The sequence below is a fragment of the Microcoleus sp. PH2017_08_TRC_O_A genome (assembly GCF_020738665.1).
In the GTDB taxonomy this organism is placed as follows: domain Bacteria; phylum Cyanobacteriota; class Cyanobacteriia; order Cyanobacteriales; family Microcoleaceae; genus Microcoleus.
In genome coordinates, this window is record NZ_JAEQCE010000036.1 from 77,273 (window position 1) to 98,219 (window position 20,947).

Below are 20,947 nucleotides of genomic sequence, written 5' to 3' on the forward strand. Positions count from 1 at the left end.
ACCTGCTATTACTCGTTGGTAACATCGCTGCCATCGGCATCAACATTAAGCGCAGAAGAGATATTTTTAGCTGTGGCGTGCTTGGCAATTTCCTTGACTTCTACTTGGATTTTGCTAGCGCGGGACAGTTTGAGAGCAGATCCGTTGATTGCCTTTGACATAATGGTCTCCAATTGTTGTATGACACCCATTTAGCTGAAATTTTCCCTGACTGTGACGTTAGGGCTTGAATTCTCAACTTTGACTAGAAGCCTAACATGAAGTCAATAAAATGTGCAAGTAGTTAAGAATACTTTTCAACAAGCGGGCTGCAAGGGTACTTCAGACCCCTTGCTAACCCAGTTGACAATTAAGCACAAATCCTCTCTAGCTATTGATTCTGGACATTCAGTAGTCGCGGGCTAGCCCGATCGCCCTTACGCACATACTGCTAAACCGGCAATCCACTCTTGACAATAAGTAGTAAAAATATCAGTCTTTTGAAACAGAGGCATCTACCTTAAGGTAGAGTGTTGTTTGTGAGACTTAGGATTAAAACGAGCTACTATCTAATTTGGGCGATCGAGAAAAACCGATTCCCAATCCCCAACCACCTATAGCGGTTATCAGAAAGATGAGGTATGTTGTTGGGCTTTAGCCCTCTTAGCTTAAGGGTGATAATAAGCTGTCAGTCATACCTCATCTTTTTGAGAAAGGCTATAGCTATTTCTTCCCTCCTACATCCGTTAACATCCGTTAACATCCGTTACATCCGTTACATCCGTTACATCCCGTACATTGCTCGCTGCCGAACTTCCTTCGTAATCATCAATGAATCAATATTTTGCTACAGTTGCGCGCGGTTTAGAAACCATTGCCGCCCAAGAATTAGAAAGTTTAGGGGCGCAAGATGTCAAGCCCGATTTTACAGGAGTTTACTTCGCGGGCGATCGCGCTTTATTGTACCGCGTCAATCTGTGGTCGAGAACTATTTTTCGAGTGCTAATGCCGATCGCCGAATTCCGGTGTTACGACTCAAATATGCTCTACCGCGAAGTCCAGAAAATTCCTTGGGACGAATACCTAGAGCCTCACAATACATTAGCAGTCAACTGTACCGGTGGCAACGAAAATTTAAATCACACCCACTTTACAGCTTTGCAGGTCAAAAATGCGATCGCCGACCAACAGCGCCTGCAATTTAACAAACGTTCCAATGTTGATGTCGAAAATCCCGACTTACTAATTAACCTTCACATCCATCGAGACCGCGCTATCTTGAGCTTAGACAGTTCCGGCGGCAGTTTGCACCGCCGGGGATATCGCCCCGCAATGGGGCTGGCTCCGCTCAAAGAAACCCTGGCTGCGGCTTTGTTAGAGATGGCAGAATGGACGGCAGATTTACCATTTTTAGACCCGATGTGCGGTTCCGGAACTTTGCCTTTGGAAGCGACTTTAAAGGCTTTGAACATTGCGCCTGGATTGTTTCGAGACAAGTTTGGATTTATGACGTGGCGCGATTTTGACGAACCTTTGTGGGATAAATTGTGGGCTGAAGCTGAAAACAGCGAATTGCCCGAACTTAAAGAAATAATCGCCGGGTGCGATCGCGATTCTGATATGTTAGATCAAGCTCGCACCAACGCCCAGCAAGCAGGTATTTCAGGTAAAATCAAGTTTGCTCGTACCGAGTTATCCGAGTTGGAAGCACCGACAGATAGAGGCGTTCTGATTTGCAATCCTCCCTACGGAGAGCGCCTGGGAGATGCTAGCGAATTGGGAGATTTGTACAAGATGTTGGGCGATATTTTCAAGCAGCGTTTTAAAGGTTGGAATGCGTTTATTTTGACTGGGAATAAGGAGTTGGGTAAACAGGTTGGACTCAGAACATCGAAGCGAATTCCGGTTTTTAATGGCTCGATTCCCTGTACTTTGCTCAAATATGAACTGTATTGAGGAGTTCTAGTAAATATCAACTCTAGCTGACAAAATGACGTATTGATTGGAAAAGATTAGGCAAAATGAAAATCTTTGAAGTAGACAGACACAAGCTCATATTGGGAGATGTGTTAGAAGTCCTTTCTCATGAAATTAAAGACAACTCAGTCGATTTGATTTTTGCCGATCCTCCCTATAATATTGGCAAAGACTTCAATGGTTTTAAAGACAAGTGGGAATCAGAGAGCGATTATTTAGAATGGAGTTATACCTGGTTGAATTTATGTATTGATAAGCTCAAGCACAACGGCAGCTTGTATCTGATGGCTTCAACTCAATGTATGCCTTACTTCGATTTATATTTGCGCGATCGTTTGACAATTCTTTCACGAATAGTGTGGTACTATGACAGTTCGGGAGTCCAAGCAAAAAAATACTACGGTTCTCTGTACGAACCTATTTTATATTGTGTCAAAGACAAACGAAATTATACATTTAATTCCTCCGATATTCTGGTAGAGGCAAAAACCGGCTCAGTCAGAAAACTAATTGATTACCGCAAGTCTACACCATCAGTATATAATTCTCAAAAAGTTCCAGGTAATGTATGGGAGTTTCCGAGAGTCAGATATCGTATGCCTGAGTACGAAGATCACCCTACCCAAAAACCAACATCTTTGTTAGAACGAATTGTCAAAGCAAGTAGTAATGAGGGAGACGTTGTATTAGACGTATTTTCTGGGACTTTTACCACATCATTTGTTGCCAAACAGCTTAAGAGAAAGTCAATCGGAATAGAATTACAAAACAAGTATGTAGAAATAGGATTAAATAGGTTACAAGCTACTTATAATGACAAAAAAGAGCAGCAAACATCGGAAATAAATCCTGGTGAAACTTCACCCACACAGTTAACACTTAACTTACAACTTTGATTCAATGGAACACGAGTTTACTAAAACAATCAAGCAAATTTTAGCAGAAAATTTGGGCGCGTCTGGCGAGCAAATATTTACTGGAAGCGAGCTAATTCAATATTTGAATATCAAAACTAAATCTGCAAATAGAGGCTCAAAATCAAGAGGAAGTTTTGCGAATTTATATGCTATCTATGTTTTAGTTGAAGACTATTTTTTAAGAGGTTTTCATCAAAGCGATATGTATTCAGATTATGCAGGTGCAGTTTATACAAATATTTTTAAGAGACAGCGCGAATTACCGTTTGGACAAAAGCTTCAAAACCATGCTTTGAACCACAGGCTTAATGAAGAATTTAAAAGATATTTTCCTACTTGTGACTTTATCCCAGTTCTGAGAAATCCCAAAACTAACAGGTATTGGTTTAACGAAAATTTATTAAAAGTTAAAATTCAGGAAAATGTACATAACATAGCAGAAACAGTAATTCAAATCATTGATGCTTACGTTGAAGCTAAGAGAGATAGCTTTGACAAGTTTCTGCAACTTTGTAAAGAGGCTCAAGCATTGACCCAGAAGCAAGTAATACAATTTATCAAACAAATAGTTGCACCAACTGTAGATGCTAGAATATTCGAGATAGTCAGCTACAGTATCTTAAAATACTACTATAGTGACATATGTATCTATTGGGGTTATGAGCTTGATAGGCTCCAGCAAGAAAATTTACAACTGTTTAAAACAGGTCGGACAAATGCAAATGATGGCGGAATTGATTTTGTAATGAAGCCTCTAGGACGTTTTTTTCAGGTAACAGAAACTGTAGATATGAATAAATATTTCCTAGACATTGATAAAATTGAAAGGTATCCGATAACATTTGTAGTTAAATCTTCAGATTCCGATATTGAGATTAGACGTAAAATTGAAGCGCAGGCTCGAAAACAGTATTCAATAAATGCGATCGTCTCGCGTTATATGGAATGTATAGAAGAAATAATCAATGTTGCTATTCTGATAGACAGATTTGAAGAAGCTGTTGCCAAAGGGTATTTAAATAATATATTAAATGAAATTATCAAGCAGAGCAAATTGGAATTTAATTATGAGGATGATGAAGAAAATTTAGAAATTGAACTGTTAGACACTTCCCTCGAAGATGAATGATTCAATTTCAACTAATATTGTTTGCAATAAGGACTAAAGTCCTTACTACAAACATCACTAATTACTGAAAATTAATGCTCGATTTTGAGCGAAATAATCTTGTCGCCTTGGCGGATCGCATTCACGACAGACATATCCTCAGTTTTGCCAAAAGTTGTGTGAACTCCATCTAAATGAGACTGGGGAGAATGGCAAATAAAGAATTGGCTCCCACCCGTATCGCGGCCTGCGTGAGCCATCGATAAAGTGCCTGCCAAATGTTTGTTTGAGTTGATTTCACACTTGATTTTGTAGCCGGGCCCGCCTGTTCCAGTGCCTTTGGGACAGCCACCTTGAACCATAAAGTTAGGAATGACTCGGTGAAACAATAGTCCGTCGTAAAAACCTTTTTCCGCCAAGTCAACAAAATTTTTCACTGTATTCGGCGCATCCGCATCGAACAGTTCTAAATTGATTGTACCTTTGTCGGTTTCCATAATAGCGCGGGTCATAATTTCTCCTTGCTTCCTAAAATGAGTGTGCTGTCTGCGTTTTAATTGCGGACTTTGGTTTAATAGCGAAAGGTTTTAAGCTGTCGCTATATTTTGACTCTCAGAAGTGTAGCATACTCCGGCAAATCTCATAGGACTTCGGCAGGCTTTCTGAGCAAACCCGGTTTCGGGCGAGATTTGTGGTTAGCAAAGCCAACATTTTCCCAGAAACAAGGTTTCAGAGGGTAAGTGCTATTTTAATTGTCGATCGCTTTTGGGCGATCGGGTTCTTCCTGCGTATCGTTCATATTAAAAATGAAAGGAACCCGACTCGAATTGCTACCCATAACCAATACCTTTGGCATCTGAGCGCCGCCGCTTCTCCAAGCTTCGATCGCCTCTTTTTGCAGAACCAAATCGCCGCCTTGAGCCTTCAGAGTTTCCGCCAAAAGTCTTTGAGCTTCAGCCCTACCTTGAGCGCGGTTAATATCAGCTTGAGCTTGTTGTTCAGCTTCTTGAGCAACATAAACAGCCCTTTGCGCCCGCTGTTCAGCAACCTGTTTCTCCTCAACCGCCTTCGCAAAATCTGTGGAGAATCGAATGTTAACAACGCTAGTATCAAGCACGATTACATCATACTTTGATAACCTTTCCTTAAGTGCACTATCAAAGTCTCGTTTCAGTTCGCTTCTTTGAGTAATAGATTGTTCGGCGGTTCTCAGCGCAGCGGCTGTTTTAAATGCTTCTTGCGTCTGAGGAGCAATAATTTTAGAAACTATATTCTCTAAAGTTCCTTGAGTCCTTCTGACATCTACTACTTTGGCAGGATCGAGGCGAAAATTGATCGCAAAACTAGCATTTAAATCCTGAAGGTCTTTAGTAGCACTCTGGGCGGGAACTTCAAATTTTTGCACTGTGACATCGTAGACATCTACCTTAGATATCAGCGGGGGTCTGAAGTGAAATCCCTCTAACAACGCTCCATCAGTCGCTTTTCCTAAAATGCTAACCACCCCTGCTTCACCTGGATTGATGACAACAAAAGAGTTGAAGCCCAGGAGTAGCGCGACTACTAATAGAATTCCAGCGATCGCTGACGTTACGCTCTGGAAACTTTGACTTTTCAAAATATACGCTCCTTTGTGATGCATCTATTATAATGGTAATATACCTCTTGTGAAAATCATTGTCCGAAAATTTGATTCAAAAGACTTTTACAATCTAGTCTAATGAATTGGCTGGCCTCTAAAATCTCAAATATAAAATCGGTTATGGAAATTGTCAAATATCCTAGAACTTATCACATCGAAGGTTCGCGTTTCCAGCCGGGTGATGAAGACCTCGACAGCGTGCCGTTTAGCGCTATTGCCGATCGCCCTTTAATTATCGAAGAAAAGGTAGACGGCGCCAATACAGGCATCAGCTTCGCGCCAGACGGGCAAATGCTGCTGCAAAGTCGCGGCCACTATCTCACCGGCGGCCCGCGAGAAAAGCATTTTAACTTATTCAAACAGTGGGCTTTCAGTCTCAGCGGAGTCCTGGGAGAAGTGCTGGGAAATCGTTATATTTTGTACGGCGAATGGCTTTATGCCAAACACACAGTTTTTTATGATTTTCTGCCACACTATTTTATGGAATACGACGTGCTGGACTTGGAAACCAGTCAGTTTTTGAGTACAGAAGCCCGCCGTCAGTTGTTAAGCGGAGTGCCGTTAGTGTCAGTTCCTGTTCTTTTTTCAGGAGTGGTAAAATCGCCCAATCACATGATGCAGTTTATGGACAAATCTAATTTTATTCAACCTGGACATTTGGAGCGGTTGCGCTTGCAATGCCGGGAATTGGGATTGGATGAAGAGCGCTGTTTGAAGGAGACTGATAATAGTAATGTTATGGAGGGTCTGTATATTAAAGTCGAAGCAGATGGAATTGTCAAGGCGCGTTATAAGTACGTGCGCGCTAGCTTTTTGACTGCGATTAAAAATGCGGAGGGACATTGGTTGAATCGCCCGATTGTACCGAATATTTTGCGTCCGGGTGCTGATTTATTTAATTTTAGCTAAGAGTCGGCGGTTGAAACCGCTGCTACACAAACAATGTCCGCCTCCGCGGACGAAGAAATTGCGTTATTAATAAATAGGTGAAACTATGACTGCTTTATTATCACACTCTGCAACTTGGACTTTTCCCTTTTGTCCAGAACCGCCCGATTGGTTCCTAGATTGGGAAAGCATTTACAATCATTTCGATTGGATTCAAAACTTAGAAGGATGCCAGCAAGACCCGATTTATCACGCTGAAGGTGATGTTTTAATTCATACCAAAATGGTCTGCGAAGCCTTAATATCCTCCCCCAAGTGGCGACAGCTTTCTGCGCCAGAACGTTCAATGCTTTTTGCGGCGGCTTTGCTGCACGATGTCGCAAAACCTGCTTTTACAAAGATAGAAGAAAATGGCAGAATTAGCTCGAAAGGTCACGCCCGTCAAGGTGCGAGGATGGTCAGACAAATTTTAGCTCAATTTGACCCGCCGGTGCAGTTTATCATTCGGGAGACTGTTTGCGCGATCGTCCAATTCGGCAGTTTACCCATCTGGCTGCTAGACAAACCCAACCCGCAGCAGTCTGTAATTAAGGCCAGTCAAGTTGTCCGCTGCGATTTCCTCGCACTTTTAGCAGAAGCAGACGTGCGCGGCCGCGAGTGTAGCGACAGACAAGAAATTCTGGATAAAATACAGCTATTTCGGGAGTTTTGTCAAGAAAATAATTGTTTGGATTCTCCGCGACAATTCGCCTCAGACCACAGCCGATTTATCTACTTCCGCAAAGACAACGGAAACCCCGATTATGAAGCATTTGACGATACTCGATGCGAAGTTGTTTTGATGTCGGGATTACCCGGAAGCGGTAAAGATTATTGGATTAAAGAAAATCTACCCAATTGGCCTGTTATTTCCTTGGATGCGCTGCGAAGAGAGATGAACGTTCCTCCCGATCGAACTCCCGGAAATGTCATCGTAGAAGCTAAAAATCGTGCGCGGGAATACATGAAATCGGGACGTTCTTTTGTGTGGAATGCCACCAATACGACTAAACAAATGCGCCAGCAATTAATTAATTTCTTTGCTGGTTATCAAGCGCGTATTCGGATTGTTTACCTGGAAGTTCCCCTACAAGAAGTATTGCGGCGGAATCGATCGCGCACAGCAGCAGTCCCAGAAGCAGCCATTCAACGATTGGCTAATCGCCTCGACATTCCCGATCGCACGGAAGCGCATCAGGTAGAGTGGATTGTAGACTTCTTGCAAAAGTCCTTTTAATCAAATGTTAGTAGGTATAAGTTGGTCGCCTCCCATCCCAATTAGCGGGCGAACTTTCTCAAAAGGCACCTCGTATCCGTAAGCAGCAAACGCCTCTACCCAAGCTTGAGCGTGAGCATCTTTGCTGAGTATGAGAGTGCCGTCAATCGATTTTAGATTTTAGAGGCGACCCCACGGATAAATTCGGGGGAAGAGAGGATTTTAGATTTTCGATTTGGGATTGATTCCACGGATAAATCACGTGGCGTGAAATTCGCTTGTCAACATCGAGAATTACTGCTTGCAATTCCATAACTTATTGGCTGTTAGTGATGACAATAATTATTGCAAAAATCTAGTTTGTAGTAAGGACTTAAGTCCTTAAATAATTAACAAATCAGGGACTCAAATCTTTCTTAGGTACGTAGTTGCGCTTCAGCGCTCTTTCATAGATATAAGCAAAGAGCGCTGAAGCGCAACTACGTACCTTTATTAAGGTGACAGTTGCGTCCAAGACTTAATGAGTCAATCGAGGGCTGAAGTCCCTACTACGAACCTTGAGTTTTATAATTTTCCTCTGTCCAGCAGCGCGGCAGGACTTCACCGGAGGGAAAAACCAATTTATTCTTCTCAAAAGTAGTCGGCTCTTGCTCCTCTTCACCTGCTTGACTTTTGCCGCCCACCTCTGTTTTTGTAGGGCTGACTAAAGTCGCGATATCGATGATTTCTATCAAGTCGCCGGATTCTTTTTCTTGTAAAAGCATAGTTTCTCCTTGTGAATTAATGGTGAATTATGGTTTGAGAACAACTTTGATGCACTTGTCTTTTTTGTGTTTGAAAATCTCGTAAGCGTCGGGCGATCGATCCAATTTCATACGGTGCGTAATCACGAAAGTTGGGTCAATTTCGCCTTTTTGAACGCGATCGAGCAAAGGGCGCAAATAGCGGTGAACGTGCGTCTGTCCCATTTTGATGGTCAAGCCGGCGTTGCTTAATCAGGGTATGAAAAAAATCAGTTGAAAATCCCCAAGCTTTGTCGATACTGGTTTCTATGACTGGCATATTAGCCTTTCATACCGTGAATCAGCAACTCCCTATTTTTGCAAGATGTCTATTATCAACTCGCACGTCATTTGCTCCGTGCCAGCAAAGAGCTTTCATTATTGTGTTCTCCTCTAGTTAACTCCCAGATTTTTAATTCTAAATCTTAAATTTACTCCGCAGCTAAATCACTTGGCTGGATGCTTTAATTTTAAGCATATAAGATGTGGCATCTCTCTATCCGAGGTATAATTTATAAATCTATCTTTCGGCTGTTTTAAGTTGTAAAAAAGGTAGAGTTTATCCCAGAGTAAATTGCAATAAATTTAGCATTATTGTTTTAACAGCTAACAGGGATGGCTGAGGTTGTTTTTGGCGATCGCCAGTCGCTGCTCTCTCATATCGTGTCCGCTCGATTAACCGCACGCGCGGTTTGTAGTGCGGACTTCAGTCCGCAGGATAAGAGCGGACTGAAGTCCGCACTACGAACGGCACTACGAACGGCACTACGAACCATATAACTGGGCTCGCATCTTGAGAATCGCGCACCCTGCTGGAGGAGGATTAATCGTCAAAAATTGTATCATTAGCTATAGCTAAAAGCCGAGCTTGCGCTAAAGTTGTTAAAGATCAAAATTTATCGATCGCCTTTTATGCCTTACACTGCATCTACCCCAACAGACCCCAGTCAAGCCAACATCCCCAATGCCGACCACCGCCTATTAGAATTCACTAAGCTGACGCCGATGATGCAGCGGTATGTGGAAGTGAAAGAACAGTATCCCCACGCACTTTTATTGTTTCGAGTCGGAGATTTTTTTGAGTGTTTTTTTCAAGATGCAGTGACGATTTCGCGGGAATTAGAACTTGTTTGCACTAGCAAAGAAAGCGGCAAAGAAATCGGTCGAGTGCCGATGACAGGAGTGCCGCATCACGCCCTCGATCGCTATACTTCTGTGTTAGTAGAAAAAGGCTATGCTGTAGTAGTTTGCGACCAAGTTGAAGATGCCTCGATCGCCGCCCGCGAAGGCCGCCAAGTCAAGCGCGAAATCACCCGCATTCTCACTCCAGGAACTTTGACGGATGATGGAATGCTCAAACCCCGACAAAATAACTTTTTAGCAGCAGTCGTCATCGCTGGGGAACATTGGGGATTGGCTTATACTGATATTTCTACGGGAGAATTCGTCACTACCCAAGCCGACAGTTTAGAACAATTAACATTAGAATTGCTCCGTTTGCAGCCTTCGGAAGTCCTGGTTCCGACTAATGCGCCGGATTTGGTGACGATGTTAAGGCCGGGAGAGAAATCCGAGCATTTACCCGATTGTTTGCCGAATTCGTTTTGCTATTCTTTGCGATCGCAAATCCCGTTTACTTTGTCCGAAGCAAAACAGCGAATCCTGCAAAAGTTCAAAGTGCGATCGCTCGAAGGCCTCGGATGCGCGCACCTTTCCCTCGCAGTGCGCGCCGCCGGCGGTTTGCTGCAATATCTCGAAGAAACTCAAAAAGAAAAAGCAGTTGCTTTGCAAAGATTGCACACTTACACACTCACCGATTTTCTGACACTGGACTATCAAACCCGCCGCAATCTCGAAATTACTCAAACAGTCAGAGATGGCGTGTTTCACGGTTCGCTGCTGTGGGCTATAGACAAAACCAGCACCGCCATGGGAGGCCGCGCTTTGCGCCGCTGGGTGCTGCAACCTTTGCTCAGCATTAAAGGTATTTGCGCCCGCCACGATACGATTCAAGAATTAGTAGAAAACAATCCGCTGCGCCAAGATTTGCAGCAGTTGCTGCGCCAAATTTACGACATCGAAAGACTCACGGGGCGCGCGGGTTCTGGAACCGCTAGCGCTCGGGATTTGGTCGCTTTAGCCGATTCTCTCTCAAAATTACCCCAACTGGCGGCGATCGCAACTGAAGGAATCTCGCCCTATTTAAAAGCGCTGCAAAATGTCCCGCCCATTTTAGAAGAGTTAGCAACTCAAATTCACGCTTATTTAGTTGAGGAACCGCCGATTCATTTAAAAGAAGGAGGTTTGATTCGATCGGGCATTAATCCCATGCTTGATAAGATGCGCCACACTGCATCAGCCGATCAAGAATGGATTGCCCGTTTAGAGGCTAACGAACGGCAACGCACCGGAATTTCTAATTTAAAAGTCGGCTACAATAAAGCTTTCGGCTATTACATCAGCATTACCAAATCGAAAGTTGACCAAGTACCGAACGACTACACCCGCAAGCAAACTCTCACCAATGAAGAACGCTACAGCACAGAAGAATTAAAAGAAAGGGAAGTGCGAATTCTGACGGCGCGGGAAGATTTAAATCACTTGGAGTACGATATTTTTGCGAAATTGCGATCGGAGGTAGGAGAACACGCCGAAATTATTCGCAACGTTTCCCGCGCGGTGGCGGCGGCGGATATTTTGTGCGGTTTGGCGGAAGTAGCGGTTTATCAAGATTACTGTCGCCCGATGATGACAGAAAGTCGGGAAATTAAAATTATTGAAGGTTGTCATCCGGTGGTGGAAAAGTCTTTACCGCCGGGATTTTTTGTCCCGAATTCGGCTTTTTTGGGTCGGGAAGCAGCGCTAAGTCGCCCAGATTTAATTATTTTAACTGGGCCGAATGCTAGCGGCAAGAGTTGTTATTTGCGCCAGGTTGGTTTGATCCAGTTAATGGCGCAGATGGGCAGTTTTGTCCCGGCGAAGGCTGCGACTTTGGGAATTTGCGATCGCATTTTTACCCGTGTCGGCGCCGTGGACGATTTAGCAACCGGTCAGTCTACGTTTATGGTAGAAATGAACGAAACTGCCAATATTCTCAATCACGCGACGCCGAAATCATTGGTGTTGTTGGATGAAATTGGTAGGGGAACGGCAACGTTTGACGGGCTTTCGATTGCTTGGTCTGTGGCAGAATATTTAGCCAGCGAGATTCGCGCGCGGACGATTTTTGCGACTCACTATCACGAGTTAAATGAGTTAGCTTCTATTTTGGATAATGTGGCAAATTATCAGGTGACTGTAAAGGAATTGCCGGATCAAATCGTATTTTTGCACGAAGTTCACCCCGGCGGTGCTGATAAGTCCTACGGCATTGAAGCGGGGAGATTGGCTGGTTTACCGCCGTCGGTGATTGATAGGGCGAGACAGGTGATGAAGCAGATTGAGAAACATAGCAAAATTGCGATCGGGCTGCGGAAGGGTGTTAAAAAAGATGGCAAAAAAGAGTCGGAGGGACAACAGTTGGATATATTTGACGATTAAAATTGTCCCCAAAAAAGGTTCGTAGTTCCTACAGATTCAATAAAGGTACGTTGTTGCGCTTCAGCGCTCTTTCTGTATATACATGAAAGAGCGCTAAAGCGCAACAACATACTTCAAATTATTTGCCATTTTGCAACTTTCTTACCTCTTTGTGCACGCTCATCCCAATTTCCAGAGCCTCATTTAGCAACCGGCCGTATTCGCTCGCGCGATCGCTCACATCCAGCGCCATCAAAGCCGCCAAATTACTTTCAATATTAGCAAATAACTCGTAACGGCGACCAATGAATTTCTGATTTTCCCTGAGAATCCTTTCTGTTTTCAAAGCACAGACTAAACTTTCTCTAGTAATTTTTAAGGCCTCAATTGCATCTTGTCGATTAATTAAATTGGCTTGTAAATTGCCAGCAGCCGTTAGGCGATCGATAATATCTAAAGCCTTAATCACCTCATGATACTTCTCAACTTCATCCAAGAGACCCGCCAGGGTTGCTAAAGGCTTTGCTTTTACCCATTTATAGACATTCCAAACAACAGTAATCGCCAGGGACAAACCCAAAGTTATTTGTAAAACCCGGACAAATATCTCAGCATCGCTAAAACCAACTTGATTTCTATTGGCGAGTAAAGCAATAGGCAGCGAGACAACAAGCGTCACGCAAAATATCAGCAACTCATGCAACAAAAAAGCAAACAGCTTTTTGCCGTCCCGGAGTGTATCAGGGTGATAAAAATTCCCTGAAAAACCGTCGCTCAAAGCTATTCCGCTCAAATCTTCCAACTCCTTTTCAGGAATTATCAACTCATCCAAATCCGCTTGTATCACTAGGGCAAATCTCCTTAAATTAGCATTAATTAAAATCCTCCCAGAGACCTAATTGAATCCCACAGACTCATATAAAAATTGCTGTCTCGGCTTCGGAACAGTTGAAAAGCTTTTCCCGGCGCCCCAAAAAACGGTCTCAGCGTCCATCCCAACTGACTGCCCACAAAGGCATACAGTCCCAACCAGAAGCGCAAAATATTTAGCCTGATGTCTTTTCCTTCCGCATCTTGTTCGGACAGAAAGTGCATTCCTTGATAAATGAAGCTTACTCCCAAAAATCCTGTGACTGCCATGATCGCAACATTTAGCAGCAAATAAAAATTGTAATTGGTACTGCTGATCAGAAAAAATAGACTGACAGGTGCAAATCCAAACAGCAAAACGCTAATCATCGCCATTGCTGTCATCAACAATGTCAAATACTGTTCAAAAGTTCGTTTTGAACCAAACATGACATTAAAAAAGTACAGTGTGGGAAAGCAGATAATCAGCGTCAGTAAGTAAAGCGCTGGCAACTTGATTGCTGAAACCAGACATTGCATCCACGTACTTGATGCACCTAGTATCGCTCCGTAAATACCAAAAAATATGGTACTGGAAATTAACAAACCAAAAATTTTAGATTTGAGCTTAACACCGTCGCGAATTTCTTCGAGAAATTGTTGCCGTTCCCGCAGCAAATACATTACTACTGAAAAATATTTCACGGGTTCTCCTTGTGACTGATGCGACTCCGAATCAGTCATAACTCAAGCTGAGTGCGATCGACAATCTTGCCAACTGGAGGCACTCTATGTTAACCGATTATTCTTCCAGATACGGGACTCAGACAACTCCCATTATCTAGGGTTCCATGCACGCCACACCATACCGCTATTGACTCTCGGCTGGATATTTCTAGTCAAATTGTATTCAAATTCTAGTCAAATTGTGTTCAAAAAGGGCGATCGGGCAGTCACTTGATACTCAGTTTGGTCGTTTTGTCGTCAATTTGTATCCAATTTCTAGTCTTTTTGACGCCCCACCCAGCCAAAAAATCGGCAATAAAAAACCCCAAACCGTTGATTTCTCGTTGGTTTGAGGCTTTTTGTTTAATAAGCGGGTGGCGGGAATCGAACCCGCATAGTTAGCTTGGAAGGCTAAAGTTTTACCACTAAACTACACCCGCATTCACACAGAACCTAAACATACCACAAGCTTCTGAGAATTGCAATAGGCCCGTGCAAAATTTCTCAAGTTCTCCTTGAAAGTGGTTGAATAGGGACTCGTAGCCTCCCAAATCCCCTCTTCCACGCTACTAAAGGCTTTACGGATGGAAATAAGCGTAGATTTGCTGCGCCAGACGCGGGCCAATCCCAGAAACTTCCGCCAACTGTTCGGGAGTTGCTAAACGCAGGTAGTCGATCGACCGAAAATGCGCTAACAACAGTTTTTGGCGGTGGTGTCCCAATCCCGGAATCTCATCTAAGCGCGATCGCTTCATTCTCTGACTTCTTTGATCTCGGTGAAAACTCACAGCAAACCTGTGCGCCTCATCCCGCACCCGCCGCAGTAATTGTACACCCGGTTGCTCAGAATTAGTTGGCAGCGGCAAAGATTCCCCCGGCAAAAAAATCTCTTCTCGCTGCTTCGCCAAACTCACAACTCGCAACTCATCTAGCAAATTCATCTCCCGCAAAACAGCCACAACTGCTGACAGTTGACCTTTGCCGCCGTCTATCATAATCAAATCCGGTTTGTCAGCAATATTAGGAGAAACTGAAGACAAATTACTGACTGCTTCCGCTTCTGCTAACTCGCTAAATTCATCTTGCTTCTTGCTGTTTCCTTCTGCTTCTTTGATCCTAAATCGTCTGCCGATAACTTCTGCTAAACTAGCAAAGTCGTCAGAATGACCGGATTTTATTTCAGGATTTTTAATTTTGTAGTGGCGGTAGTGTTGATTGGCTGGTAAACCGTCGATAAATACGACACGGGAAGCTACCGTATCCGAACCTTGAATGTGAGAAATATCGTAACCTTCTATGCGGTGCGGCATTTCTGGTAAATCGAGAATTTCGGCTAAATCTTGCATTGCTTGAGAATTGCGATCGCTCAATCGTTGCATTCTCGCCAATTCATACTCAGCATTGCGTTCCACCATCTCAATTAACTCCGCCTTAGTTTGGCGCTGCGGAGTCAAAATCGTCACTTTTCGCCCCTTGCGGTTGCTCAACCAATCTGCTAATATTTCGCCTTCTGGTAAGTCGTACTGCACAGAAATTTCGCTGGGAATTTCTACGGCTTCGACATTTTGATAATGTTCCTCCAAAACTCGCTGCAAAATCGCTCCCGCTTCTACCCCCCCTCGTTCCCCCCCTTGGTAAGGGGGGGAGGTAAGAGAAGGTTGAGATAATTCTTGTCCCCCATCGATCGCGGGTTGAGACAACTCTTGCGTCTCCTTCGTAAGGGGTTGAGACAACTCTTGCCCCCCCTTAGCAAGGGGGGGTTGGGGGGGTATCTCCGCCATAAAGCCCAGTCTGCCGACTAATTGACCTGCACGAATCTGGAATAATTGAATGCAGGCGTGCTGCGTGTCTGCTGCCAGGGCGATCGCATCCCTGGAAACGGTATCATCTGGTAAAGACACTTTTTGACCCGCGCTCAAAGATTGCAAACCCTTAATTTGGTCGCGAATCCTGGCCGCAGTTTCAAAGTTCAAATCTTCGGCTGCTTGTTCCATTTGTGGTTCCAGAATATCCAGCAATTCCTGAGTCCTTCCCTGGAAAATCATGGCTACCTTTTGGATGATTTTTTGGTAATCTTCCGCAGACATTAACCCTTGACAAACACCGACGCAGCGGCCGATATCGTAGTTCAGACAGGGACGGTCTTTAAATAGCGGTTGAGGGCGCTGTCGCAAGGGGAAAATCCGCTTAATCAAATGCAGCGTACTCCGCAGCGCCCCTGTATCGACGTAGGGGCCGTAGTAGCGGTCTTTCGCACTACCCGCGCGGCGTTTGCGGGTGATGAAAATGCGCGGGTATTTTTCCGACCAAGTTATGCACAAATAAGGATATTTTTTATCATCTTTGAGGAGGACATTAAAGTGAGGTTGGTGCTGTTTTACGAGGTTTGCTTCTAAGGCCAAAGCTTCGGCTTCTGTGTCGGTGGCGATGAATTCAATTTCGCGCACTTGCTGTACCATCATCGCGATGCGAGGACTGAGGTTTTGGCTTTCGCGGAAGTAGGAACGGACTCGGTTTCGGAGTTTTTTGGATTTGCCGATGTACAGGATGCGATCGCTCTCGTCGCGCATTAAGTATACACCAGGAACTGCCGGAATTTCTTTGAGGCGGCTTTCTAGGCGTTCTGCATCTTTAATTAGTGGCAGCGTTTTTGTGGACGGCATATAAATTTGAGATTTTATGACTTATATCTACTATTCTAACGCTGTTATCCAAGTCAAGGGAATGAATCACAAATAACGGTTCGTAGTGAGGACTTTAGTCCTCTGATCTTATGCGGACTGAAGTCCTCACTACGAACCTCACTCTCTGGTTTTTAATTATGAGTTTAGTCCTCTGATCTTATGCGGACTAAAGTCCTCACTACGAACCTATTAATGTTTTTAATGATGAGTTTAGTCTTCTGATTGGATGCGGACTAAAGTCCTCACTACGAACCTCACTCTCTGGTTTTTAATGATGAGTTTAGTCTTCTGATGGGATGCGGACTAAAGTCCTCACTACGAACCTATAATGACGTAAGTTCTGTTTACAATATCTGAGATAGAAACTTGCGTGTGCGTTCTTCCTTCGGGTTCTGAAAAAACTCTTCTGGCTTCGCTTCTTCCACTAAAACGCCGCCGTCCATCAATACAATGCGATCGGCAACTTCGCGCGCAAATCCGACTTCGTGAGTCACCACTACCATTGTAATTCCTGTTTGCGCTAAATTTCGCATGACATCTAAAACTTCCCGCACCATTTCCGGGTCTAATGCTGATGTCGGTTCGTCAAATAGCATGATTTTCGGCTGCATTGCTAGGGAACGTGCAATAGCAACCCGCTGCTGCTGTCCGCCAGATAATTGTCCGGGATATTTTTGGGCTTGGGACAAAATCCCGACTCTTTCTAACAGTTGCATTGCTACTTCTTCTGCTTTTTTCTTCGGCCAGCGGCGCACCCATACGGGCGCTAGCATGACGTTTTGCAGGACTGATAGGTGGGGAAATAGGTTGAATTGCTGAAACACCATTCCTACTTCCTGGCGAATTTTTTCGATGTTTCGCAAGTCGTGGGAAAGTTCGATTCCGTCGATCGTAATTTTGCCTTGCTGATAGGCTTCTAAAGCGTTAAAAGTGCGGATAAACGTGGATTTGCCGGAACCTGAAGGGCCCATCACGACGACGACTTCGCCTCGGTTCACGTTCATGCTGACGCCGCGCAGTACGTGAAATTGTCCGTACCATTTGTGGACGTTTTCGGCGACGATTACTGTTTCGGGAACTGTTAGTGTATCTTGCATAATTTTCTCCTTTAAATAATGACGAATAATTATTGCCTGATGACTGTTGACTACTTCATTGGAGGGGGGGTTTATATATATTTGGGTTGGGAGGGCGGGTTTATATATATTTGGGTTGGGAGTTCTATTTTGTTGGTGAACCCGCCCCTACAGACTGTGGACTAATGACTTTTTTCTAAACTTTTCTCTATTTTGCGGCTGGCCAGTGACATTGAGTAGCAAAATACCCAATAGATGATGCCGACGAATATGTAAACTTCGGCGTATCTGCCGATGTAGGATGGATTTGCTAAAACGGCGCGGGATATGCCGATTAATTCTAACATTCCAAATAGCGAAAGCAGGGATGTATCCATGAATAATCCGATGAATTGACCGCCGATCGCCGGAATGACTGTTCGCAGTGCTTGAGGTAGTACAATCAGAATGGTCAGTAGGGGTGTGTTTAGCCCGATCGACCTTGCTGCTTCTATTTGTCCTCTGGGCACAGCCTGCAAGCCCCCGCGCACGTTTTCCGCCAAGTATGCCGCACTAAATAATGTTAATCCGGCGATCGCCCGAATCACTCTATCCAATTTGGGATATTCCGGCGGTAAGAATAATTGCAGCATGACTTGACCTAAAAACAAAATGCCAATTAAAGGCAAGCCGCGCACTATTTCAATGTACAATGTTGACAGCAGTTTGACGACTGGCAAAGAACTTTGTCTCCCGAGGGCAAGCAATACTCCCAGGGGAAATGAAAGCACAATGCTAATAATTGCTAAAAACAGCGTCAGCACTAAACCGCCCCAGTCATTTGTCGAGACTTCTGTCAAACCTAATCCGCCTTTAATTAGCCACAGAATCAGCGGGAAGGAAAGAGCCCAAATTCCGGGTATCCAGCTAACCCCCCCTCGCCCCCCCTTACCAAGGGGGGGTTGGGGGGGGTTGGGATTAATTTGTCTCGCGGCGACATAGCTGGCGGCGGTTGCGATAATAATTCCTAAGAGGTAGAAGCGAGAGGTAAGGTCGATCGGCGTAATGACCGCACCAACAACCGCTGCACCAAGTAAAATCAGTGTAGGCCGATTCCAAAGACGTTCATCTCGCTGAATATTTCCCCAAGTTAAACCGCCCAACAAGGCAATTATTCCGGCTACTATCCACAGCCGCCAGTAGGATTCGCTGGGAAATCTGCCCACAAAAAATAGTGGCAAGTTGGCTTCTAACACGCGCCATTTAGCTTTTGTAGTTGCCCAAACGATAATTCCTTTAACTGTTTGGAAGGCGACAATTAAGCAAACTATTGTCAGAATGCTGTTGTACCAGGTACTAAATAGGTTTTTGCGCGCCCAATTCCAAGGGGTGGGCGATTCGGTGGCGGGAGGCGGCAGTACGGGGGTTGTTTCCATGTATTTTAGATGTTAGATTTTAGATTGCTTGCTGAATTGCACTTGCTAATATTCCTAATATTTTCTTGACATCTGTTACGTAATATTCTGTCAAGTCAATTTCAATTACTTGTTCTTTGAGTCTTAAGAATCTCCAGGTTTGGCCGCTAGTAACAGCCCCATAATTTATTGTTGCATTTGTGTTGCCTTCGCATTCGTTAAATATTCTAGCTGCTAACATTTGGGCTACACATGGCCCCAAGCTTGCATTAATATCTTCGTTTTGTGCTTCTACGATCGCAATTACTGGTTCGGTAAGCATTAATAAGTATGAAGAACGACTAATCAAAAAATCGCAATTTCCAGCTAATCCTTTTTCGGCATCAACTGTAAAATCTATTCCACAAAAAAGACCAATTTGATGGTTAAACAGTTTTCTAAGTTCGATTAAAATCGGTGCGGTTATCATGGACGAGCGAGACTTGTCAGTATTGCTGCTTAAGGCAATGCCTGCGTTCTCTTTGAGAATTTCTACAAGTAAGGGACTTGGTTCTAATTCTGGCACAGGAGAGAACATATTGATGCGATCGCTAATCGTCAAACCGAATTTTTTTGTTACTGTTTTTAAGTTAAAATCTCTGTAAGTCATTTCAACTTTAGTTCCAGATTATAATAAACTTAACTTTTGACTTCGCTATCCACTGTCAACTGTCAACTGTCAACTGTCAACTGTTATTTACCTTTCCTTGATTTGTACCGTGTGATTGTACCAATTCATAAACAGAGAAACTATCAAACTAATTGTTAGGTATGTTACCATGATAATTAGCATTGTTTCGATCGCCCTTCCGGTCTGATTCAACGTCGGAGAACCCACCACAAAGTAAACGTCGGGATAAGCCACCGCCACGGCTAAACTTGAATTCTTCGCTAAATTCAGATACTGACTGGTTAACGGCGGCACAATTACCCGCAAAGCTTGCGGCAAAATTACCATCCGCATCAGGGTTCCAGATTTAAGTCCCAAAGACTTTCCCGCTTCCCACTGGCCTCGCGAGACTGACTGAATTCCGCCGCGGACAATTTCTGCAATGTAACTGCCAGTATACAAGCTGAGTCCTGTCACTAGGGCTGCAAATTCTGGAGTTAATTTTAATCCTCCTTCGAGTTGCAATGCTGGTGTCAGGCGCGGAAAATCGACGCGAAAAGGCAGATTTTGGGTGATAATCAAAGCTAAAATTGCACTCAGGACGATCGCACCAGCAGCCCAAAACAACTGTCTTCCCGGCTTCGCTTCTTCCACCATCACCCGCGCCCGCCACATCCACAGCCCCGCCGCAGCCAAAACTCCCACAGTTAACAAAATCAACCAAATCTCAAAACCTGGCAAAGGCGCAGGCCAAGGTACAGCAATCCCGCGATTTGTCAAGTAAATCGGGCCGCGCATCTGTTGATTGTCTTCCAGTTTTGGCATGGAAATGAATACTGCAAAATACCAGAAAAATAATTGCAGCAATAACGGTGTATTCCTCAAAATCTCCACGTACAAAGCTGCTAAATTACGCAAGATCCAATTGTCGGAAAGGCGGGCAATTCCTACAGTCAAACCCGCAATTGTTGCGAAAACAATCCCCAGGCCCATTACCCGCAGCGTGTTGATCAAACCAACAAAATAAGCTTGTCTGTAACTGTTTTCGGGACTGTAGGGAATTACGCTTTCGCCGATGTCGAAGGATGCTTGGGAATTGAGAAAGTCAAATCCAAATGCAATTCCTAGTTGCGCGTAATTGGCGGTGAGGTTGTCCCAAAGAATAGCGATGACTGTTATTACTAAAATTAGGGCGATCGCCTGTCCGGTTATTTTCCAGAAGCGATCGTCCCGCAGCAGTGTTGATATATCTTTAATTTTGGATGATTTCTCGGATTTGCCCGGTTGAGGTTCTGTATTCATAACTTAAATTATATTTCATTCAATCTGCTGCGTATGTTGTGTACCAAAGAGCGCTGAAGCGCAACTACGTACCTAAGAGCGCTGAAGCGCAACTACTTACCAAAGAGCGCTGAAGCGCAACTACGTACCTAAGAGCGCTGAAGCGCAACTACGTACCTAAGAGCGCTGAAGCGCAACTACGTACCTAAGAGCGCTGAAGC

General features: G+C 44.2%; 18 protein-coding genes and 1 tRNA gene. 6 read left to right on the forward strand and 13 right to left on the reverse strand.

The genetic code is table 11. From position 1 onward, the window contains the following. Positions 1-8 precede the first annotated feature (8 nt). The gene (locus JGK22_RS14825; protein ID WP_293186292.1) at positions 9-161 is read right to left on the reverse strand and encodes a hypothetical protein; all 153 of its coding nucleotides are present in this window, start codon (positions 159-161) and stop codon (positions 9-11) included. A 649-nt stretch (positions 162-810) separates the two neighbouring features. Here JGK22_RS14825 and JGK22_RS14830 point away from each other — a divergent pair. The 3 genes from JGK22_RS14830 (at position 811) to JGK22_RS14840 (ending at position 4,002) form a co-directional block, all read left to right on the forward strand. After that, the gene (locus JGK22_RS14830) at positions 811-1,935 is read left to right on the forward strand and encodes a THUMP domain-containing protein (protein WP_293186293.1); all 1,125 of its coding nucleotides are present in this window, start codon (positions 811-813) and stop codon (positions 1,933-1,935) included. Between the two features lie 65 nt (positions 1,936-2,000). Then, the gene (gene yhdJ / locus JGK22_RS14835) at positions 2,001-2,852 is read left to right on the forward strand and encodes an adenine-specific DNA-methyltransferase (RefSeq protein ID WP_293186295.1); all 852 of its coding nucleotides are present in this window, start codon (positions 2,001-2,003) and stop codon (positions 2,850-2,852) included. A gap of 4 nt (positions 2,853-2,856) precedes the next feature. Next, a complete protein-coding gene (locus JGK22_RS14840) occupies positions 2,857-4,002 on the forward strand; it encodes a restriction endonuclease (RefSeq protein WP_293186297.1) in 1,146 nt (381 codons plus the stop codon). A 71-nt stretch (positions 4,003-4,073) separates the two neighbouring features. Here the strand turns inward: JGK22_RS14840 and JGK22_RS14845 are convergent, their stop codons facing one another. Both JGK22_RS14845 and JGK22_RS14850 read right to left on the reverse strand, forming a co-directional pair. Further along, entirely contained in the window at positions 4,074-4,493 is a 420-nt protein-coding gene (locus tag JGK22_RS14845) for a peptidylprolyl isomerase (protein WP_293186298.1), read from the reverse strand. Positions 4,494-4,729: 236 nt separating this feature from the next. Further along, positions 4,730-5,599: a prohibitin family protein gene (locus JGK22_RS14850; RefSeq protein ID WP_293186300.1), complete on the reverse strand. Its 870-nt coding sequence runs from the start codon at positions 5,597-5,599 to the stop codon at positions 4,730-4,732. A 144-nt stretch (positions 5,600-5,743) separates the two neighbouring features. Here JGK22_RS14850 and JGK22_RS14855 point away from each other — a divergent pair, with 144 nt between their 5' ends. Together JGK22_RS14855 and JGK22_RS14860 are read left to right on the forward strand one after the other, a co-directional pair. Then, a complete protein-coding gene (locus JGK22_RS14855; RefSeq protein ID WP_293277110.1) occupies positions 5,744-6,532 on the forward strand; it encodes an RNA ligase family protein in 789 nt (262 codons plus the stop codon). 85 nt (positions 6,533-6,617) lie between these two features. Beyond that, positions 6,618-7,787 (forward strand): AAA family ATPase, encoded by a 1,170-nt coding sequence (locus JGK22_RS14860; protein ID WP_293313105.1) that lies wholly within the window; start codon positions 6,618-6,620, stop codon positions 7,785-7,787. Positions 7,788-8,314: 527 nt separating this feature from the next. Here JGK22_RS14860 and JGK22_RS14865 read toward each other — a convergent pair. After that, positions 8,315-8,530, reverse strand: a complete 216-nt coding sequence (locus JGK22_RS14865; RefSeq protein ID WP_293186305.1) for an acetyltransferase — start codon at positions 8,528-8,530, stop codon at positions 8,315-8,317. A 27-nt stretch (positions 8,531-8,557) separates the two neighbouring features. Further along, entirely contained in the window at positions 8,558-8,734 is a 177-nt protein-coding gene (locus JGK22_RS14870; RefSeq protein WP_363319742.1) for a hypothetical protein, read from the reverse strand. Positions 8,735-9,460: 726 nt separating this feature from the next. Here JGK22_RS14870 and mutS point away from each other — a divergent pair. After that, positions 9,461-12,088, forward strand: a complete 2,628-nt coding sequence (gene mutS / locus JGK22_RS14875) for a DNA mismatch repair protein MutS (protein WP_293198835.1) — start codon at positions 9,461-9,463, stop codon at positions 12,086-12,088. 118 nt (positions 12,089-12,206) lie between these two features. Here the strand turns inward: mutS and JGK22_RS14880 are convergent, their stop codons facing one another. From JGK22_RS14880 to JGK22_RS14915, 8 genes are all read right to left on the reverse strand, one after another. Next, positions 12,207-12,914 carry a hypothetical protein gene (locus JGK22_RS14880; protein WP_293186307.1) on the reverse strand — a complete coding sequence of 236 codons (708 nt, stop codon included), beginning with the start codon at positions 12,912-12,914 and terminating at the stop codon, positions 12,207-12,209. Positions 12,915-12,943: 29 nt separating this feature from the next. Then, positions 12,944-13,660, reverse strand: coding sequence for an actin-binding WH2 domain-containing protein (locus tag JGK22_RS14885; protein WP_293218450.1), 717 nt, complete (start codon positions 13,658-13,660; stop codon positions 12,944-12,946). A 351-nt stretch (positions 13,661-14,011) separates the two neighbouring features. Then, positions 14,012-14,082, reverse strand: a tRNA-Gly gene (locus JGK22_RS14890). Positions 14,083-14,220: 138 nt separating this feature from the next. Next, complete coding sequence (gene uvrC / locus JGK22_RS14895; protein ID WP_293218448.1) at positions 14,221-16,305, reverse strand: excinuclease ABC subunit UvrC; 2,085 nt, start codon at positions 16,303-16,305, stop codon at positions 14,221-14,223. A gap of 365 nt (positions 16,306-16,670) precedes the next feature. Beyond that, complete coding sequence (locus JGK22_RS14900; RefSeq protein ID WP_293186314.1) at positions 16,671-17,423, reverse strand: amino acid ABC transporter ATP-binding protein; 753 nt, start codon at positions 17,421-17,423, stop codon at positions 16,671-16,673. A gap of 161 nt (positions 17,424-17,584) precedes the next feature. Then, positions 17,585-18,817, reverse strand: a complete 1,233-nt coding sequence (locus tag JGK22_RS14905; protein ID WP_293226464.1) for an amino acid ABC transporter permease — start codon at positions 18,815-18,817, stop codon at positions 17,585-17,587. 19 nt (positions 18,818-18,836) lie between these two features. Next, positions 18,837-19,445 carry a hypothetical protein gene (locus JGK22_RS14910; RefSeq protein WP_293186316.1) on the reverse strand — a complete coding sequence of 203 codons (609 nt, stop codon included), beginning with the start codon at positions 19,443-19,445 and terminating at the stop codon, positions 18,837-18,839. A gap of 87 nt (positions 19,446-19,532) precedes the next feature. Then, the gene (locus tag JGK22_RS14915) at positions 19,533-20,747 is read right to left on the reverse strand and encodes an ABC transporter permease subunit (RefSeq protein ID WP_293218446.1); all 1,215 of its coding nucleotides are present in this window, start codon (positions 20,745-20,747) and stop codon (positions 19,533-19,535) included. Positions 20,748-20,947: the final 200 nt, after the last annotated feature.

Excerpts from the sequence above, each read along its gene's own strand:
- JGK22_RS14910 (WP_293186316.1), bottom strand. The coding sequence starts at position 19,445 with ATGACTTACAGAGATTTTAACTTAAAAACAGTAACAAAAAAATTCGGT.
- JGK22_RS14840 (WP_293186297.1), top strand. The coding sequence starts at position 2,857 with ATGGAACACGAGTTTACTAAAACAATCAAGCAAATTTTAGCAGAAAAT.
- uvrC (WP_293218448.1), bottom strand. The coding sequence starts at position 16,305 with ATGCCGTCCACAAAAACGCTGCCACTAATTAAAGATGCAGAACGCCTA.
- JGK22_RS14845 (WP_293186298.1), bottom strand. The coding sequence starts at position 4,493 with ATGACCCGCGCTATTATGGAAACCGACAAAGGTACAATCAATTTAGAA.
- JGK22_RS14915 (WP_293218446.1), bottom strand. The coding sequence starts at position 20,747 with ATGAATACAGAACCTCAACCGGGCAAATCCGAGAAATCATCCAAAATT.
- yhdJ (WP_293186295.1), top strand. The coding sequence starts at position 2,001 with ATGAAAATCTTTGAAGTAGACAGACACAAGCTCATATTGGGAGATGTG.
- JGK22_RS14870 (WP_363319742.1), bottom strand. The coding sequence starts at position 8,734 with ATGGGACAGACGCACGTTCACCGCTATTTGCGCCCTTTGCTCGATCGC.
- JGK22_RS14885 (WP_293218450.1), bottom strand. The coding sequence starts at position 13,660 with ATGACTGATTCGGAGTCGCATCAGTCACAAGGAGAACCCGTGAAATAT.
- JGK22_RS14855 (WP_293277110.1), top strand. The coding sequence starts at position 5,744 with ATGGAAATTGTCAAATATCCTAGAACTTATCACATCGAAGGTTCGCGT.
- mutS (WP_293198835.1), top strand. The coding sequence starts at position 9,461 with ATGCCTTACACTGCATCTACCCCAACAGACCCCAGTCAAGCCAACATC.
- JGK22_RS14900 (WP_293186314.1), bottom strand. The coding sequence starts at position 17,423 with ATGCAAGATACACTAACAGTTCCCGAAACAGTAATCGTCGCCGAAAAC.
- JGK22_RS14865 (WP_293186305.1), bottom strand. The coding sequence starts at position 8,530 with ATGCTTTTACAAGAAAAAGAATCCGGCGACTTGATAGAAATCATCGAT.
- JGK22_RS14830 (WP_293186293.1), top strand. The coding sequence starts at position 811 with ATGAATCAATATTTTGCTACAGTTGCGCGCGGTTTAGAAACCATTGCC.
- JGK22_RS14860 (WP_293313105.1), top strand. The coding sequence starts at position 6,618 with ATGACTGCTTTATTATCACACTCTGCAACTTGGACTTTTCCCTTTTGT.
- JGK22_RS14825 (WP_293186292.1), bottom strand. The coding sequence starts at position 161 with ATGTCAAAGGCAATCAACGGATCTGCTCTCAAACTGTCCCGCGCTAGC.
- JGK22_RS14905 (WP_293226464.1), bottom strand. The coding sequence starts at position 18,817 with ATGGAAACAACCCCCGTACTGCCGCCTCCCGCCACCGAATCGCCCACC.